Source organism: Sphingopyxis sp. SCN 67-31 (assembly GCF_001725095.1).
The window spans coordinates 1-13,810 of sequence record NZ_MEFH01000068.1; the positions used below are offsets into that span (position 1 = coordinate 1).

A 13,810-nucleotide genomic window follows, 5' to 3' on the forward strand; every position below is an offset into this window, starting at 1 on the left:
ACGGATCGACATTCAGCTCTGGCGGCCTGCAAATGGCGGCTTTTCGCGCTTCCGGTGCTCACGTGCCATCAGCACGCTGCGCTCCGGGTCCCGAAAATCCACCATTTTGACCTGTGGTCGTCTTCGACTCCGGCTCGCCATCTTCTGAATGTCGATCCGTCCTGGGGTGCGGACCCGCTATTGATATTCGACCGTCACCGGGATGCGGCCGCGATAGTCGCCGTCGTCGAGCCCCGCGACCTGCAGGCGGCCGCCGAAGCGGAAGCGCAGCCGGCCGTCGGGGCCGAGCCGCGGCGCCGGCGGCAGGTCGGTGACGAGCCCGGTGACGCGCGCCGCGCGCCCGCTGCCGCTTTCGAGGTCGACCGCCGTCGGCAGCACGACGCGCACCGCCGCGCCCGGCTCGCCGCGCACCGATACCACCCCCGACAGCGCGAAACCCCCGAGATCGAAGAGCGCGCCGCGCAGCCGCCGCACGCCCGATACGGGGTCGACCTCGACCTCGCCGCCCGCGGCGCCGACCGCGACGCGGCCCATGTCGAGCTGCGTCTCGATCTCGACGCGCAGCGGCGTTTCCGCGGTGCGCCCGATTCGCGGCGCGGCCCCGGCTTCGGCGCCGGGCGCGCACAGCAGGCATTGCGCCGCCGCCGGCGCCGCCGCGGAAGCCAGGATCGGAACGAGGGCGACGGGCCATCTCACGCCCTCACCCTGCCACGATCATGGTTAAGTGCGCGTAAAGCCGCCGCGTCGCAAAGGGGACGGCAGCCCCCGCCCGCCCCCTTGCGACGCGGCCGCGGCGGGCCGATATATGCGAGCGGAAGGCCGCGCCGCCCCGCCGCGCGCACCCGCAAGGAGAGCCCCGATGACCGACAACCGAACCGCCCTCGACCCGATGGCGCATCATGTGCTGCGCGAAAGCGGCACCGAGCGCGCCTTCACCGGCAAATACAATGATTTCAAGGGCGACGGCATCTATCGCTGCGCCGGCTGCGGCGCGCCGCTGTTCGACAGCCGCACCAAATATGACAGCGGCTCGGGCTGGCCGAGCTACACCGCCCCCGCGAGCGAGGGCGCGGTCAGCGAGCATCGCGATACGCGCCACGGCATGACGCGGATCGAGGTGCGCTGCGCCGCGTGCGAAGGCCATCTCGGCCATGTCTTTCCCGACGGCCCCGGCCCGGCGGGCCTGCGCTATTGCATCAACAGCGCGGCGCTTGACTTCGCCGAGCGCGGACGGGATGAGGCGGAGACCGGCGCGGGCTGACTACATCCCTCGCGCCCAAGGGGCCGACGTCAACGGGCTGTGACTGACAGGGCGCAGCGAGGGAAGGAACACGGACTTTGCGCCGCGAACGACAGCCGGCTTCGTCGGGAAAATCCTCGTCTTCGGGCAAGACGCCCCGCTCGGGCGCGGCGGCGCTGCCGCGCTGGCGGCTGTGGCTGCGCCGCGCCGTCCGCTGGGGGCTGGCGCTCGCCTTCGTCGGCGCGGTCGCGCTGGCGGTCGCGGTCGGGCTCGCGGTGCAGCGGATGCCCAGCTTCGAGGCGCTCAAGAAATCGCCCGCCGGCCAGACGGTGCGCATCCACGCCGCCGACGGCACCGTCTTCTTCTCGCTCGGGCCGAACTACGGGCGCTGGCTGACGCTGCGCGAGGTGCCGCAGGTGATGCAGGACGCGATGGTCGCGGTCGAGGACCGCCGCTTTCGCTATCACCCCGGCCTCGACCCGGTCGGGATGACCCGCGCCGCGGTGTTCGCGGTGCGCACCCACGGCACCGGGCGGCGCATGCAGGGCGCCTCGACGATCACCCAGCAACTCGCGCGCAACATCTTCCTGTCGAACAGCTACACCTGGACGCGCAAGGGGCGCGAGATGGTGCTCGCGCTCGCGCTCGAATGGAAATTCTCGAAGGACGAGCTGCTCGAACTCTATCTGAACAAGGTCTATTTCGGCGGCGGCAGCTATGGCGTCGACGCCGCGTCGCGCCGCTTCTTCGGGCATAGCGCGACCCAGATGTCGCTGTCGGAGGCGGCGGTGATCGCGGGGCTGGTCAAGGCGCCGTCGCGCTATTCGCCGACCGCCGACGCGCAGGCGGCGCTGGGCCGCGCCGGCGTCGTGCTCGAAACGATGGTCGACGCGGGCTTCATCACCCGCTCGCAGGCCGCCGGCGCCGAGCCCGCCAACGTCCAGCTCGCGCAGGAGACGGGACAGAACAGCGCGCGCTATTTCACCGACTGGGCGCTGCCGCAGCTCGACATGCTGATCGACGAGGGCAACGAGCCGCTCGACGTCTACACGACGATCGACCTCGGCATGCAGCGCGCGGCGACCGCGGCGATCCAGGCCAACGCCCCCGGCGGCGTGCAGGGCGCGCTCGTCGCGCTCGACCGCGACGGCGCGGTGCGCGCGATGGTCGGCGGCACCGATTACGTCACCTCCAACTACAACCGCGCGACGCAGGCAGTGCGCCAGCCGGGATCGGCGTGGAAGCTGTTCGTCTACATGGCCGCGCTCGAGGCGGGCTACAAGGTCGACGACCAGGTGGTCGACGAGCCGGTGACGATCAACGGCTGGAGCCCGCGCAACTCGTCGGGGCGCTTCGCCGGACCGATGAGCCTGCGCACCGCCTTCGCCTATTCGGTGAACACCGTCGCGGCGAAGCTGGGCGACGAGATCGGCTTTTCGTCGGTCGCCAACATGGCGCGCCGGCTGGGCATCACCACCCCGATCAACACCCATCCGTCGATGGTGCTGGGCAGCGCGGAGGTGCGCGTGATCGACATGACCGCCGCCTTCGCCGCGGTCGCGCGCGGCGGCGTGTCGGTGCAGCCCTACGGCATCACGCGGGTGACCACCGCCGACGGCCGCCTGCTCTATCAGCGCCCCGCCGAGCGCGGGCAGGTGCTGGTCGATCACTGGGTCGCCGCCGGCATCACCGACCTGCTCCAGACCGCGGTCAACACCGGCACCGGCAAGGCGGCGCAGATCGGGCGCCCGGTCGCGGGCAAGACCGGCACGACGTCGAGCAACAAGGACGGCTGGTTCCTCGGCTTTTCGAGCGGCATCACCACCGGCGTGTGGATGGGCCGCGACGATGCGAAGCCGGTCGGCGGGCTGCAGGGCGGCCGCGCCCCGGCGCGCGCCTTCGCCGACTTCATGCGCGTCGCGGTCGCCAAGCGCCCGATCGAGCCCTTCGATACCGAGGTCAAGCTGCCCGAATGGCAGCTCGAAGAGGATAGCGAGGCCTATTTCGGCGCCCCCGAGGAGGATGGCGCGCTGGTCGACGAGAACGGCATGCCGATCGAATTGCCCGCGCTCGGCCCGCCGCCCGAAGAAGGCACCGCCGCACCGCCGCCGCCCCCGCCCGCCGACGGCCCGGTGCTGAACCAGCAGTGGATCGAGGAGCAGACCGGCCGCCGCCCGCCCGCCGACCCCGGCGCGGCGCCCAGGGCCGTGCCGCAGCTCAAGGCCCCGCCGGCCGCCGCCCCGAAGATCATCGTCCCCCTGCCCAAGACCCCGGCGCGCCCGCCGAACGGCGAGGGCGACCGGGCGGGCTGACGTCCGTTGAGGGCGGCTCGCGCCGGCGTTTCTTTTCGATTTCCGGAGACGCCCTGAATGTTCCCCGGCGAAAGCCGGGGTCCACGCGGGGCAGCGCCACGCCACCTGGACCCCGGCTTTCGCCGGGGAACGAGCCCTTGCGTGTCCAAAGCCCTATACCGAACCAGCCGCAGCCCGGCCGGTCAGCCGAAGCGATAGCGGTGCAGTCCGCGCCCTTCGCGGCGCAGCCAGGCGCGCGCGGCGGCGACGTCACCGTCGTGCAACGCCGCGACGAGCGCGTGGAACGCCGGGCCGTGGTCCATATGCGCGAGGTGCGCGACCTCGTGCGCGACGGTGGCGCGGCGGACATGGTCGGGCGCCAGGATCAGCCGCCAGCTATAGCGCAGGTCGCCCGCGGCGGTGCAGCTTCCCCAGCGGCTGCGCGGGTCGCCGACCCCGACGCGGCCGACGCGCAGCCCCGCCGCCGCCGCGATCGCGCGGCTTTCGCGTTCCATCAGCGCCAGCGCCTCGGCCCTCAGCCAGCGCTCGATCCGCCGCCCCACCCCGGCCGCCGGGCCGCCGACATGCAGGGCATCGTCCGCCAGCCGCACCGCGCGCGGCGCGGAGGCCGACCAGAGGATGCGCCGCTCGACCCCGAACAGGGGCAGCAGCGTGTCGGGTCCGACCGTCACCGGCGCCGCCGCCTTGCCGACCTGCTCGGCGAGCCAGTCCTGCTGCTCGCTCGCCCAGCGCAGCGCCTTGGCGCTGTTCCCCCGGCGCGGCAGCGTCAGCCGCAGTTCGGCGCGCGCGGCGTCGAGGACCAGGCGATAGCGCCGCGCGCGGGCATGGTGGACCAGCCGCACCGGCCAGACCTCGTCGCCGATCCGGATCTGCGGCGCCTCCGCCGCGCGATCAGACGACGCGTTCCACAAGATGGTTCTCCAGCGGCCCGGCGACATCCTCACCGACCGTCCAGCCGACGATCGATTCGCCCGCGCGGTGCACCGCGTCGCGGTCGCCGCACACCAGATAGTGCCAGTCTGGCAGCGGCCGCCCCTCGGCACGCAGCCGATAGGCGCAGCTTTGCGGCAGCCATTCGATATCGGCGACCCTGGCCTTGGTCAGCGTCAGGCAATCGGGGACGTGGCGGCGGCGGTGCCGATAGTCGCCGCACCGCGCGGTCTTCAGGTCGAGCAGGCGGCACGCGACATTGGTCGGATAGATGCGGCCCGTGTCCTCGTCCTCCAGCTTGTGGAGGCAGCATTTGCCGCAGCCGTCGCACAGCGCCTCCCACTCGCCGGCGTCGAGGCTGGCGAGCGGCGCCTCCCAGAAGCGGCGCGCGGGCGCTACTTCACCCATTTCGCCAGCTCGGCGGCGACCTCGGCCGGCGCGCCCTCGTCGCCATCGGTCGACGGGTCGTCGAGCGGCAGCATCGCGAGCGGCTTGTCGTCGGGGTTCATCAGAAAGGCGATCTGGCTGTGCGCCATCAGGTAGCGGTCGGGCGCCGATCCCGCGACCTTGTTGTAAACGACGGCATAATCCTTCGCGACCGCCGCAATCTGTTCGGGGGTGCCGGTGAGGCCGAGCAGGCGCGGGTGATAGCGCGCGACGAAGGGCTTCAGCGCCGCGGGCGTGTCGCGCGCCGGGTCGACGGTGACGAACAGCGGCTGCACCTTCGCGCCCCGCGCGGGGTCGGCCTTCTCGAACTGCGCCAGCCCGCGCATCAGCTTCTGCAAATCGACCGGGCAGATGTCGGGGCAATAGCTGTAGCCGAAATAGACGATGCGATATTTCCCCGCGAAATCGCCGTCGCGCACCGTGCGGCCGTCCTGGTCGGTCAGCGTGAAGGGGCCGCCGATCCGCGCGCCGGCGAGCGGCGGCTGCGCCTCGGGCGCCTTGGCCGGGCCGCCGCACGCGGCGAGCGCGGTGCAAAAGACGAGCATCAGGCTTGCGCAGAGCAGGCTTCGGGCGATATTCAGGCCGTTCATCATCGGGCCAGCCTTGCGGGGCTAGACGCCGAAAATCAACCTTTGTCGTCGCTGGGGGGACGGCGATCCTGTTCGGGGGTTCTTCGATCATGTCCAGGCGCGCGTCCTTTCGCTTCGCTTCCACCCTGCTGATCGCGGCGACGCTGGGGACGCTCGCCGTTCCGGGCGCGCAGGCGCAGTTCCGCGGCGGCTATGCCTTTCTGCAGGCGGTCGAGAATCGCGACGGCAACAAGGCGACCGACGCGTTGAAGGACGATTCGACGCTGATCAACGCGCGCAACCCCGACACGGGGGAGACCGCGCTGGCGATCGTCGTCAAGCGCCGCGACGCGACCTGGCTGCGCTTCCTGCTCGGCAAGGGCGCCGACCCGGCGATCGCCGACCGGCAGGGGGTGACGCCGCTGATGCACAGCGCGCTGCTCGACTTCACCGACGGCGCGGACGAACTGCTGAACCGGAACGCGCCGGTCGACCAGACCAACCGCCGCGGCGAAACCGCGCTGATCCTGGCGGTGCAGGCAAAGAACAGCGCGATGGTCCGCCTGCTCGTCCGGCGCGGCGCCAACCCCGACAAGGCCGACCATATCGCGGGCATGTCGGCGCGCGACTATGCGAAGCGCGACGACCGCAGCGGCCAACTCCTCGCGCTGCTCGACGCCAAGCCCGACGCGCCGCTGCGCGACATCGGGCCGGTCTTCGGGCCCAAGTGATCCGGCCGGCTGCGGGACTTTCCCTGCCTCGTACTTCTTCCAGCACGGTGTCGTTCCCCGGCAAATGCCGGGGTCCACGCAGGGCAGCGCTACGCCATCTGGACCCCGGCTTTCGCCGGGGAGCTGGCCTGAGGGGCATGGCCCCGACTTGATCCAGGGTGAGGAGAAGCATTCGCACGCCCTCCAAAACCCGACGATGCCGTATCAATGTGATATCCGCATTGACATTCACACCACAGTGTGAAAACTGCCCTCCATGTCCACGCAACTCATCGAGCGCATCCGCGCCATCGTCGATGACGGCAGCATGTCCCGTTCGGGGCTTGCGCGCGCCGCCGGTCTCCATGCCAACAGCCTGCGCGACCTCGAATCGCCCGGCTGGAACCCTACCGCCGAAACGCTGCGCAAGCTCGAAAGCTGGCTGACGCACGGCAGCGACCTGTCGCCGATGGCGACGCCCGAAGAGATCATCGCGGAGGCGCGCAACGGCCGCATGTTCATCCTCGTCGACGACGAGGACCGCGAGAATGAGGGCGACCTCGTCATCCCGGCGCAGATGGCGACCCCCGACGCGATCAACTTCATGGCCACCCACGGGCGCGGGCTCGTCTGCCTGACGCTGACCCGCGAGCGCGTCGAACAGCTCGGCCTCGAACTGATGAGCCGCAACAACGGCACCCGCCACGAAACCGCCTTCACCACCTCGATCGAGGCGCGCGAGGGCGTCACCACCGGCATTTCGGCGGGCGACCGCGCGCGCACCGTCTCGGTCGCGATCGACGCCGGCAAGGGCCGCGACGACATCGTCACCCCGGGCCATGTCTTTCCGCTGATCGCGCGCGACGGCGGCGTGTTGGTGCGCGCCGGCCATACCGAGGCCGCGGTCGACATCAGCCGCCTCGCCGGGCTCAACCCCTCGGGCGTGATCTGCGAGATCATGAACGACGACGGGACGATGGCGCGGCTCGACGACCTGATCCCCTTCGCGCGGCGCCACGGGCTCAAGATCGGGACGATCGCCGACCTGATCGCCTATCGCCACCGCAACGACCGGCTGGTCGAATGCGTGTCCGACGAGCCCTTCGAATCGGATTACGGCGGCGACTGGCGGCTCAAATCCTATCGCAACAAGATCGACGGATCGGTGAACCTCGTGCTGCAGAAGGGCGTCGTCGATCCCGAGGCGGTCACGCTGGTGCGGATGCATCCGGTGTCGATCTTCGACGACATCATGGGCCGGCCGGGGCCGCGCAAGCGCCGCCTGCAGCGCTCGATGGAGGCGATCGGCGCGGCCGGCGCCGGCGTCATCGTGATGCTGATGCGCCCGTTGCCCGGCTCGGCCGCCGCCGATGCCAGCCCGCCGCCCGCCGGCGGCATGGACCTGCGCACCTATGGCATCGGCGCGCAGATCCTCGCCGACCTCGGCGTCCATGCGATGGAGCTGCTCACCCCGTCGCACACCAATATCGTCGGGCTGGAAGGCTATGGCCTGTCGATCGTCGGCGAGCGCGCGATCCCGGGGGAGGCGGCCTGATGGCGCATGTCCTGATCGTCGAAGCGCGCTTCTATTCACATCTCAACGACATGCTGCTCGACGGCGCGCGCCGCGCGGTCGAGGCGGCGGGGCACAGCCACGAGACGGTGACGGTCCCCGGCGCGCTCGAAGTGCCCGCCGCCATCGCGCTGGGCGCGGAGACCGGGCGCTTCGACGCCTATGTCGCGCTCGGCGTCATCATCCGCGGCGAGACCTATCATTTCGAGGTGGTGTCGAACGAAAGCGCGCGCGGGCTGATGGCGCTGACCCTCGACGGGCTGGCGATCGGCAACGGCATCCTGACCGTCGAGGACGAGGAGCAGGCGCTGGCGCGCGCCGACCGGACGCGGAGTGACAAGGGCGGCGGGGCGGCGAAGGCCGCGCTGGCGATGCTCGACCTGAAGGAAAAATTCGGCATTGGCTGACCGGCCGCCTCCCAGCCGTTACGCGATCGTCGAGCGCGGCGGGCGGCTGGTGGTGCTCGACCGCGACACCGGCCGGACGCCGCCGACCGCCGCCGAGCGGATGGCCGAGCACGACCGGCGGATGGGCAACGAGCCGATCCGCCCCGTCGCGCGCGCCGTCCCCGAAATCCCGGCGCCTGCCAAAATCCCCGAAGCGCCCCCGCCGCCCGCACGACCCGCGGCCGATCGCGCGGTCGCAGCCAAGGCGAGTCGCAAGCAGCCGTGGACGAATCGCGACGCAAGGCCGGCCGCTCCCGCCCGCGCATCGCGGCCCACTGCCGCTGCCGCGAGCGGCCGCAAGACGATCGTCACCGGCAAATGGTGGGACGCAAAGGGTCCGCGCACGATCGCGCTCGGCCCCAGGGGCCGGCAGACGCTGTCCAGCGGCTTCACGACGCTGGCCCTCGTCCTGCTGGTCGTCGCCATCGCCGCGCTGTTCATCGCGCCGCTGGTCGCCTTCGCCGGCGCCTTCCTGCTCTTCCGCTTCGGCGGGCAGATACTGGGTCCGATCGGTGCCGGGATCGTCGACAGGGCGGTCGCCGCGCGCGATTGACCCCCACGTCGCCCCTGCTTTCGCAGGAGCGACGCGCCTTTCCGGGTCAGGCCGCGACCAGCGCCGGATAGTCGATATAGCCCTCCGGTCCCGGCGAATACCAGGTCTGCATATTGTCGGGCGCCCATGCGGCGCCGGTGCGGATGCGCTCGACGAGGTCGGGGTTGGCGATGAAGGGGCGGCCGAAGCTGATCGCGTCGGCGACGCCGCTTTCCAGCGCCGCCTTCGCCTCTTCGACGTCATAGTCGCTGTTGAGGATCAGCGGCCCGGCAAAGAGCTTGCGGATCGCGGGCGACTGCCTGGGCACGTCGGTGCGGCCGAAGGTGCCGTCGGGCCCCGGCTCACGCAGTTCGAGGAAGGCGATGCCGAGCGCGTCGAGCGCCGCCGCCGCCGCGGGGAACAGCCGCTCGGGCGCGCTGTCGTCGACGCCCTGCGAATCGCCGTTGGGCGACAGGCGCACGCCGACGCGATCGGCGCCCCACACCCCGATCAGCGCCGCGGTGACCTCGCCGAGCAGGCGGATGCGGTTCTCGACCGGGCCGCCATAGGCGTCGTCGCGCAAATTGGTGCCGTCGCGCAGGAACTGGTCGATCAGATAGCCGTTGGCGGCGTGGAGCTGGACCCCGTCGAACCCGGCTTTCTTCGCATTCTCCGCCGCCTTCGCATAATCGTCGATCAGCCGCGGAATCTCGTCGAGGCGCAGCGGCCGCGCCTCCTCATAGTCGCGTCGTCCGACCGGTGTGTGCGCCTTGCCCGGCGCGGTGGTGGCAGAGGCCGACACCGGCGGGCGGCCATCGTTGAACACCGAATGGACGACGCGGCCCATGTGCCAGAGCTGCGCGACGATGCGCCCGCCCGCGGCATGCACCGCCTCGGTCACCGGCTTCCAGCCCTCGACCTGCGCGTCGGTCCACAGCCCCGGCGCCGACGGCCAGCCGAGCCCTTCCTGCGAGATTCCCGTCGCTTCGGAGATGATCAGCCCCGCCGAGGCACGCTGGCGATAATATTCGACGGCCAGTTCGTTCGGCACGAAGCCGGGGCCGGCGCGGCCGCGCGTCAGCGGCGCCATGACGATGCGGTTCGGCGCCGCGATGGCGCCCAGCTTGATCGGATCGAACAGCGTTGCGGGCATGATTCCTCCACTATCCACTTTCTGCGCGACGGCCCCGATGGCCGCCGCTATGGGCAGCGAAGCTATGGACGCTCCGGTGCCGGCACAATGCTAGGTAGCAAAAGAAAATCTAAATGACAGCGAAGATGGACAGCGGCGACGGCAGCGGGCAGGCGAAGGCGCGGGCGAACCGCTGGGCCTTCGCCGCGCTGCTCGGCGGCAATATCGCGCTGTCGCTCGGCGCGATGCTGGTGCGGCTCGCCGACGACGTCGGCCCGACCGCCTCGGCCTTCTGGCGGATGACGCTCGCGCTGCCGCTGCTGCTGCTTTTCGCGTGGCGCGAGTCGGGCGGGCGCATCCCGCCCCGCCGTGCGGTCGCGGTGGCCGCCGCGGCGGGTATCTTCTTCGCGCTCGACCTCGCCGCCTGGCATGTCGGCATCCTCAATACCAAGATCGCCAACGCGACGCTGTTCGGCAATTGCGCGAGCCTGCTGCTCGTCCTGTGGGGCATTTTCCTGACCCGCGAGCTGCCGCGCGGCTGGCAGGCGCTGGCGATCCTGCTCGCCTTCGCCGGCTCGGCGCTGCTGATGGGACAGAGCTACGAGCTGTCGCCCGCCTATCTCGCCGGCGACCTGCTCAGCCTGCTCGCCGGGATGCTCTACACCGGCTACGTCATCCTGATGAAGCAGGTGCGCGGCACGCTGGAGCCGTGGACCGCGCTCACCATCGCGTCGGCGGTGTGCGTGCCGTTGCTCCTCGCGGTCGCGCTCGCGCTCGGCGAACCGGTGATGCCGGGCGACTGGACGCCGCTGATCCTGCTCGCGCTGACCAGCCAGATCGTCGGACAGGGCCTGATGATCTGGTCGCTGCCGCGCTTCACGCCGCTGGTGATCGGGCTGACCCTGCTCGTCCAGCCCGCGGTGGCGGCGCTCGCCGGCTGGCTGATGTTCGGCGAGCGGCTGGGGCCGATCGACCTGTTCGGCGGCATGCTCGTCGGCGCCGCGCTGGTGCTGATTCGGTTGCCGAGCCGCCGTATGGCGCCTATCTGATGGTCATGGTCCAGTCCCCGTCCGCCGCCCTGCCCGCCGACCCGACGCTTGACGAGATTCGCGCCGCGCTCGCCCCGCTGATCGCACGCAATGCCGCGTTCGACGGCTTCGGCGACGCCGCGCTCGCCGATGCCGCGACGCGCGCGGGCGTCGATCCGGACGTGGCGCGGCTCGCCTTTCCCGGCGGCGGCCGCGACATGGTCGACGCCTGGTTCGCCACGATCGACGCCGCGATGGCCGAACGCTGCCCGCCCGAGGCGCTGGCGACGCTCAAGATCCGTCAACGGATCACGACGCTCGTCGAAACGCGCCTCGCGCTGATCGCGCCGGATCGCGAATCGCTGCGCCGCGCGCTGGCGCTGCTCGCGCTGCCGACCAACGCACGCTTCGCGGCCCGGCTCGGCTGGCGCGCCGCCGACCTGATGTGGCGGCTCGCGGGCGACACCGCGACCGATTTCAACCATTACAGCAAGCGCACGATCCTCGCGGGCGTCTATGCCGCGACGATGGCGGTGGCGCTGAACGACGAGAGCGAGGATTTCGCCGACACGCGCGCCTTCCTTGCGCGCCGTATCGATCAGGTGATGCGCTTCGAGGGCTGGAAGCACCGCCGCGCCGCACGCGGCACCGAACGCCCGAGCCTCGCCCGCTTCGTCGGCCGCCTGCGCTACCCGGGGCGCTGACCGCACCCAACAAAGGGCTGGCCTTCCCCCGGGGTTATTGATAATCGCTCGCAATGCTTGCGAAGCTCGATTCCTCTCCGCTCGGCACCGCGGTGCGCATCGCGCGCATCGACTGGACGTCGATGACGCACGACGAAGGACGCCGGCTGCGCGAATTCGGGCTGATGGAGGGCTGCGAGGTGGTGCCGATGCACCGCGGCAGCCTGTTCTCGCGCGAACCGCTCGCGCTGACCATCGGGCGGATGAAGGTCATCATCCGCGGCAAGCAGGCCGCGGCGATCGAGGTCGAACCGACGACACCATGACCGGCCCGCTCCCCACCGTCGCGCTGGTCGGCAATCCCAACGCCGGCAAGTCGAGCCTGTTCAACGCGCTGACCGGCGCGCGGCAGAAGATCGCCAACTATCCCGGCGTCACCGTCGAGCGCAAGGCGGGCCACGCCAGCTTCGCCGACGGCCGACCGCTGGCGCTGGTCGACCTGCCGGGCAGCTACAGCCTGACCCCGTCCAGCCCCGACGAGGCGGTGACGCGCGACGTCGTGCTCGGCCGCCAGGCGGGCGAGACGCGCCCCGACGCGCTGATCGTCGTCGTCGACGCCGCCAACCTCGACAACCATCTCTGCTTCGCGCTCGAACTGATCGCGCTCGGCCTGCCGACCGTGATCGCGCTCAACATGGTCGACCTTGCCGAGCGCGACGGGCTGACGCTCGATCCCGACCGGCTGGCGCGCGAGCTGGGCGTGCCGGTGGTGCCGACCGTCGCGGTGCGGCGGCGCGGAATCGCCGAGCTGCTCGCCGCGGTCGATGCCGCGGTGCAGGCGGGCCGCGCGCAGGGCGAGCCGCAGCCGCCGGCCGCGGCGCCGTCCGACGCCGCGCTCCACCAGCGCGCCCGCGCGCTCGCGCGCGCCGCGATCCTCGCCGAAACGCCGGTGCGCCGCTGGACGCAGCGCATCGATGCGATCATCCTCCATCCGGTCGCGGGCTTCCTGATCCTGCTCGCGCTGATGTTCGTGATGTTCCAGGCGGTCTATGCCTGGTCCGAAGCGCCGATCGGCTGGATCGAGAACGGCATCGCCGCCTTGCAGGGCGCGGCGACCGCCGCGCTTCCCGACGGCTTCGTGCGCGGACTGATCGTCGAGGGGCTGCTCGCCGGCGTCGGCGCGGTCGTCGTCTTCCTGCCGCAGATTCTGATCCTCTTCCTCTTCATCCTGCTGCTCGAGGCGTCGGGCTACATGACCCGCGCCGCCTTCCTGATGGACGGGCTGATGGCGAAGGTCGGCCTGTCGGGGCGCGGTTTCATCCCGCTGCTGTCGAGCTTCGCCTGCGCGGTGCCCGGAATCATGGCGACGCGGTCGATCTCGGACGAGAAGGACCGGCTGACGACGATCCTCATCGCGCCGCTGATGACCTGTTCGGCGCGCCTGCCCGTCTACACGCTGATCATCGGCGTCTTCATCCCGAACCGGGGCGTCGCGGGGACGCCGATCGGGATGCAGGGGCTGGTGCTGTTCGGCCTCTATGTCGCGGGGATCGTCGGCGCGCTCGTCGTCGCCTTCGTGCTGCGCCGCACCGTCGTGCGCGGCAGCGCGGCGGGCTTCATGATGGAGATGCCGCGCTATCAATGGCCGCGGCTGCGCGACGTCGCGATCGGGCTGTGGCAGCGCGCGTGGATCTTCCTGCGCCGTGCCGGCACGATCATCGCGATGACCACCGTCGTGCTGTGGCTGCTGCTCACCTTTCCGCAGGCGCCGGCGGACAGCGACGTGCGCCAGGTCGACTACAGCATCGCGGGCCGCATCGCCAGCGGGCTGGAGGTCGCGGTGCGGCCGATCGGCTTCAACCACGACATCGCGCTCGCGCTGATCCCGGCGATGGCGGCGCGCGAGGTCGCGGTGTCGGCGATGGCGACCGCCAATGCGATCGACGCCGACGACGACGAGGAAGCCGTCGCCCAGTCGCTCGGCGAGCGCCTCCAGGGGCGCTGGAGCCTCGCCACCGCGCTCGCCTTCCTCGCCTGGTTCGTCTTCGCGCCGCAGTGCATCTCGACCATCGCGATCACGCGGCGAGAGACCAACGGATGGAAATGGCCGCTGTTCATGGTTGGCTATTTGTTCGCGCTCGCCTATGCCGCTGCTGGTATCACCTATTGGACGGCCGTCGCCTTCGGACTCGGCTGATCCCCCAACTT

Annotated in this window: 15 protein-coding genes; 10 read left to right on the forward strand and 5 right to left on the reverse strand. The window is 71.1% G+C overall.

Features of this window, described 5'->3' with window-relative positions:
• Nucleotides 1-177: 177 nt before the first annotated feature.
• Nucleotides 178-696 (reverse strand): DUF4402 domain-containing protein, encoded by a 519-nt coding sequence (locus ABS88_RS14035; RefSeq protein WP_076073442.1) that lies wholly within the window; start codon nt 694-696, stop codon nt 178-180.
• Nucleotides 697-859: 163 nt separating this feature from the next.
• Here ABS88_RS14035 and msrB point away from each other — a divergent pair, with 163 nt between their 5' ends.
• Both msrB and ABS88_RS14045 read left to right on the forward strand, forming a co-directional pair.
• Nucleotides 860-1,261 carry a peptide-methionine (R)-S-oxide reductase MsrB gene (gene msrB, locus ABS88_RS14040; RefSeq protein ID WP_076073441.1) on the forward strand — a complete coding sequence of 134 codons (402 nt, stop codon included), beginning with the start codon at nt 860-862 and terminating at the stop codon, nt 1,259-1,261.
• A 77-nt stretch (nt 1,262-1,338) separates the two neighbouring features.
• A complete protein-coding gene (locus ABS88_RS14045) occupies nt 1,339-3,552 on the forward strand; it encodes a transglycosylase domain-containing protein (RefSeq protein ID WP_475283119.1) in 2,214 nt (737 codons plus the stop codon).
• Nucleotides 3,553-3,734: 182 nt separating this feature from the next.
• On the opposite strand, the gene ABS88_RS14050 is transcribed toward ABS88_RS14045, so the two are convergent.
• From ABS88_RS14050 to ABS88_RS14060, 3 genes are read right to left on the reverse strand one after another with little or no spacing between them, the layout of a single operon-like run.
• Nucleotides 3,735-4,463 (reverse strand): M48 family metallopeptidase, encoded by a 729-nt coding sequence (locus ABS88_RS14050; RefSeq protein WP_234002537.1) that lies wholly within the window; start codon nt 4,461-4,463, stop codon nt 3,735-3,737.
• A complete protein-coding gene (locus ABS88_RS14055; RefSeq protein WP_076073439.1) occupies nt 4,444-4,890 on the reverse strand; it encodes a YcgN family cysteine cluster protein in 447 nt (148 codons plus the stop codon). The genes ABS88_RS14050 and ABS88_RS14055 overlap by 20 nt, the downstream gene beginning before the upstream one ends.
• Nucleotides 4,878-5,522, reverse strand: a complete 645-nt coding sequence (locus tag ABS88_RS14060) for an SCO family protein (protein ID WP_199775032.1) — start codon at nt 5,520-5,522, stop codon at nt 4,878-4,880. The genes ABS88_RS14055 and ABS88_RS14060 overlap by 13 nt, the downstream gene beginning before the upstream one ends.
• 86 nt (nt 5,523-5,608) lie before the next feature.
• Between ABS88_RS14060 and ABS88_RS14065 the strand changes: the two genes are divergently transcribed.
• The 4 genes from ABS88_RS14065 to ABS88_RS14080 all read left to right on the forward strand — a co-directional run bounded on the left by ABS88_RS14065 (nt 5,609) and on the right by ABS88_RS14080 (nt 8,780).
• Nucleotides 5,609-6,229: an ankyrin repeat domain-containing protein gene (locus ABS88_RS14065; RefSeq protein ID WP_076073438.1), complete on the forward strand. Its 621-nt coding sequence runs from the start codon at nt 5,609-5,611 to the stop codon at nt 6,227-6,229.
• Nucleotides 6,230-6,485: 256 nt separating this feature from the next.
• Nucleotides 6,486-7,763: a 3,4-dihydroxy-2-butanone-4-phosphate synthase gene (gene ribB, locus ABS88_RS14070; RefSeq protein ID WP_067180267.1), complete on the forward strand. Its 1,278-nt coding sequence runs from the start codon at nt 6,486-6,488 to the stop codon at nt 7,761-7,763.
• Nucleotides 7,763-8,188, forward strand: a complete 426-nt coding sequence (ribH, locus tag ABS88_RS14075) for a 6,7-dimethyl-8-ribityllumazine synthase (RefSeq protein ID WP_076073436.1) — start codon at nt 7,763-7,765, stop codon at nt 8,186-8,188. The genes ribB and ribH overlap by 1 nt, the downstream gene beginning before the upstream one ends.
• A complete protein-coding gene (locus tag ABS88_RS14080) occupies nt 8,181-8,780 on the forward strand; it encodes a hypothetical protein (protein ID WP_104960215.1) in 600 nt (199 codons plus the stop codon). Before ribH ends, ABS88_RS14080 begins: the two co-directional genes overlap by 8 nt.
• A 46-nt stretch (nt 8,781-8,826) precedes the next feature.
• On the opposite strand, the gene ABS88_RS14085 is transcribed toward ABS88_RS14080, so the two are convergent.
• Nucleotides 8,827-9,912, reverse strand: coding sequence for an alkene reductase (locus ABS88_RS14085; protein ID WP_076073434.1), 1,086 nt, complete (start codon nt 9,910-9,912; stop codon nt 8,827-8,829).
• A 113-nt stretch (nt 9,913-10,025) separates the two neighbouring features.
• Between ABS88_RS14085 and ABS88_RS14090 the strand changes: the two genes are divergently transcribed.
• Genes ABS88_RS14090 through feoB form a run of 4 tightly spaced genes read left to right on the forward strand, consistent with a single transcriptional unit; the run spans nt 10,026 to nt 13,799 of the window.
• Nucleotides 10,026-10,940, forward strand: coding sequence for a DMT family transporter (locus ABS88_RS14090; protein ID WP_083674930.1), 915 nt, complete (start codon nt 10,026-10,028; stop codon nt 10,938-10,940).
• Nucleotides 10,940-11,623, forward strand: a complete 684-nt coding sequence (locus ABS88_RS14095) for a COQ9 family protein (protein ID WP_076073432.1) — start codon at nt 10,940-10,942, stop codon at nt 11,621-11,623. Before ABS88_RS14090 ends, ABS88_RS14095 begins: the two co-directional genes overlap by 1 nt.
• Nucleotides 11,624-11,676: 53 nt before the next feature.
• Entirely contained in the window at nt 11,677-11,928 is a 252-nt protein-coding gene (locus ABS88_RS14100) for a FeoA family protein (protein ID WP_067111673.1), read from the forward strand.
• A complete protein-coding gene (gene feoB, locus ABS88_RS14105; RefSeq protein ID WP_286750014.1) occupies nt 11,925-13,799 on the forward strand; it encodes a ferrous iron transporter B in 1,875 nt (624 codons plus the stop codon). The genes ABS88_RS14100 and feoB overlap by 4 nt, the downstream gene beginning before the upstream one ends.
• Nucleotides 13,800-13,810: the final 11 nt, after the last annotated feature.

Coding starts and splice junctions, on each gene's coding strand:
- feoB (WP_286750014.1), top strand. CDS start 11,925: ATGACCGGCCCGCTCCCCACCGTCGCGCTGGTCGGCAATCCCAACGCC.
- ABS88_RS14090 (WP_083674930.1), top strand. CDS start 10,026: ATGACAGCGAAGATGGACAGCGGCGACGGCAGCGGGCAGGCGAAGGCG.
- ABS88_RS14095 (WP_076073432.1), top strand. CDS start 10,940: ATGGTCATGGTCCAGTCCCCGTCCGCCGCCCTGCCCGCCGACCCGACG.
- ribB (WP_067180267.1), top strand. CDS start 6,486: ATGTCCACGCAACTCATCGAGCGCATCCGCGCCATCGTCGATGACGGC.
- msrB (WP_076073441.1), top strand. CDS start 860: ATGACCGACAACCGAACCGCCCTCGACCCGATGGCGCATCATGTGCTG.
- ABS88_RS14060 (WP_199775032.1), bottom strand. CDS start 5,522: ATGATGAACGGCCTGAATATCGCCCGAAGCCTGCTCTGCGCAAGCCTG.
- ABS88_RS14085 (WP_076073434.1), bottom strand. CDS start 9,912: ATGCCCGCAACGCTGTTCGATCCGATCAAGCTGGGCGCCATCGCGGCG.
- ABS88_RS14055 (WP_076073439.1), bottom strand. CDS start 4,890: ATGGGTGAAGTAGCGCCCGCGCGCCGCTTCTGGGAGGCGCCGCTCGCC.
- ribH (WP_076073436.1), top strand. CDS start 7,763: ATGGCGCATGTCCTGATCGTCGAAGCGCGCTTCTATTCACATCTCAAC.
- ABS88_RS14100 (WP_067111673.1), top strand. CDS start 11,677: ATGCTTGCGAAGCTCGATTCCTCTCCGCTCGGCACCGCGGTGCGCATC.
- ABS88_RS14065 (WP_076073438.1), top strand. CDS start 5,609: ATGTCCAGGCGCGCGTCCTTTCGCTTCGCTTCCACCCTGCTGATCGCG.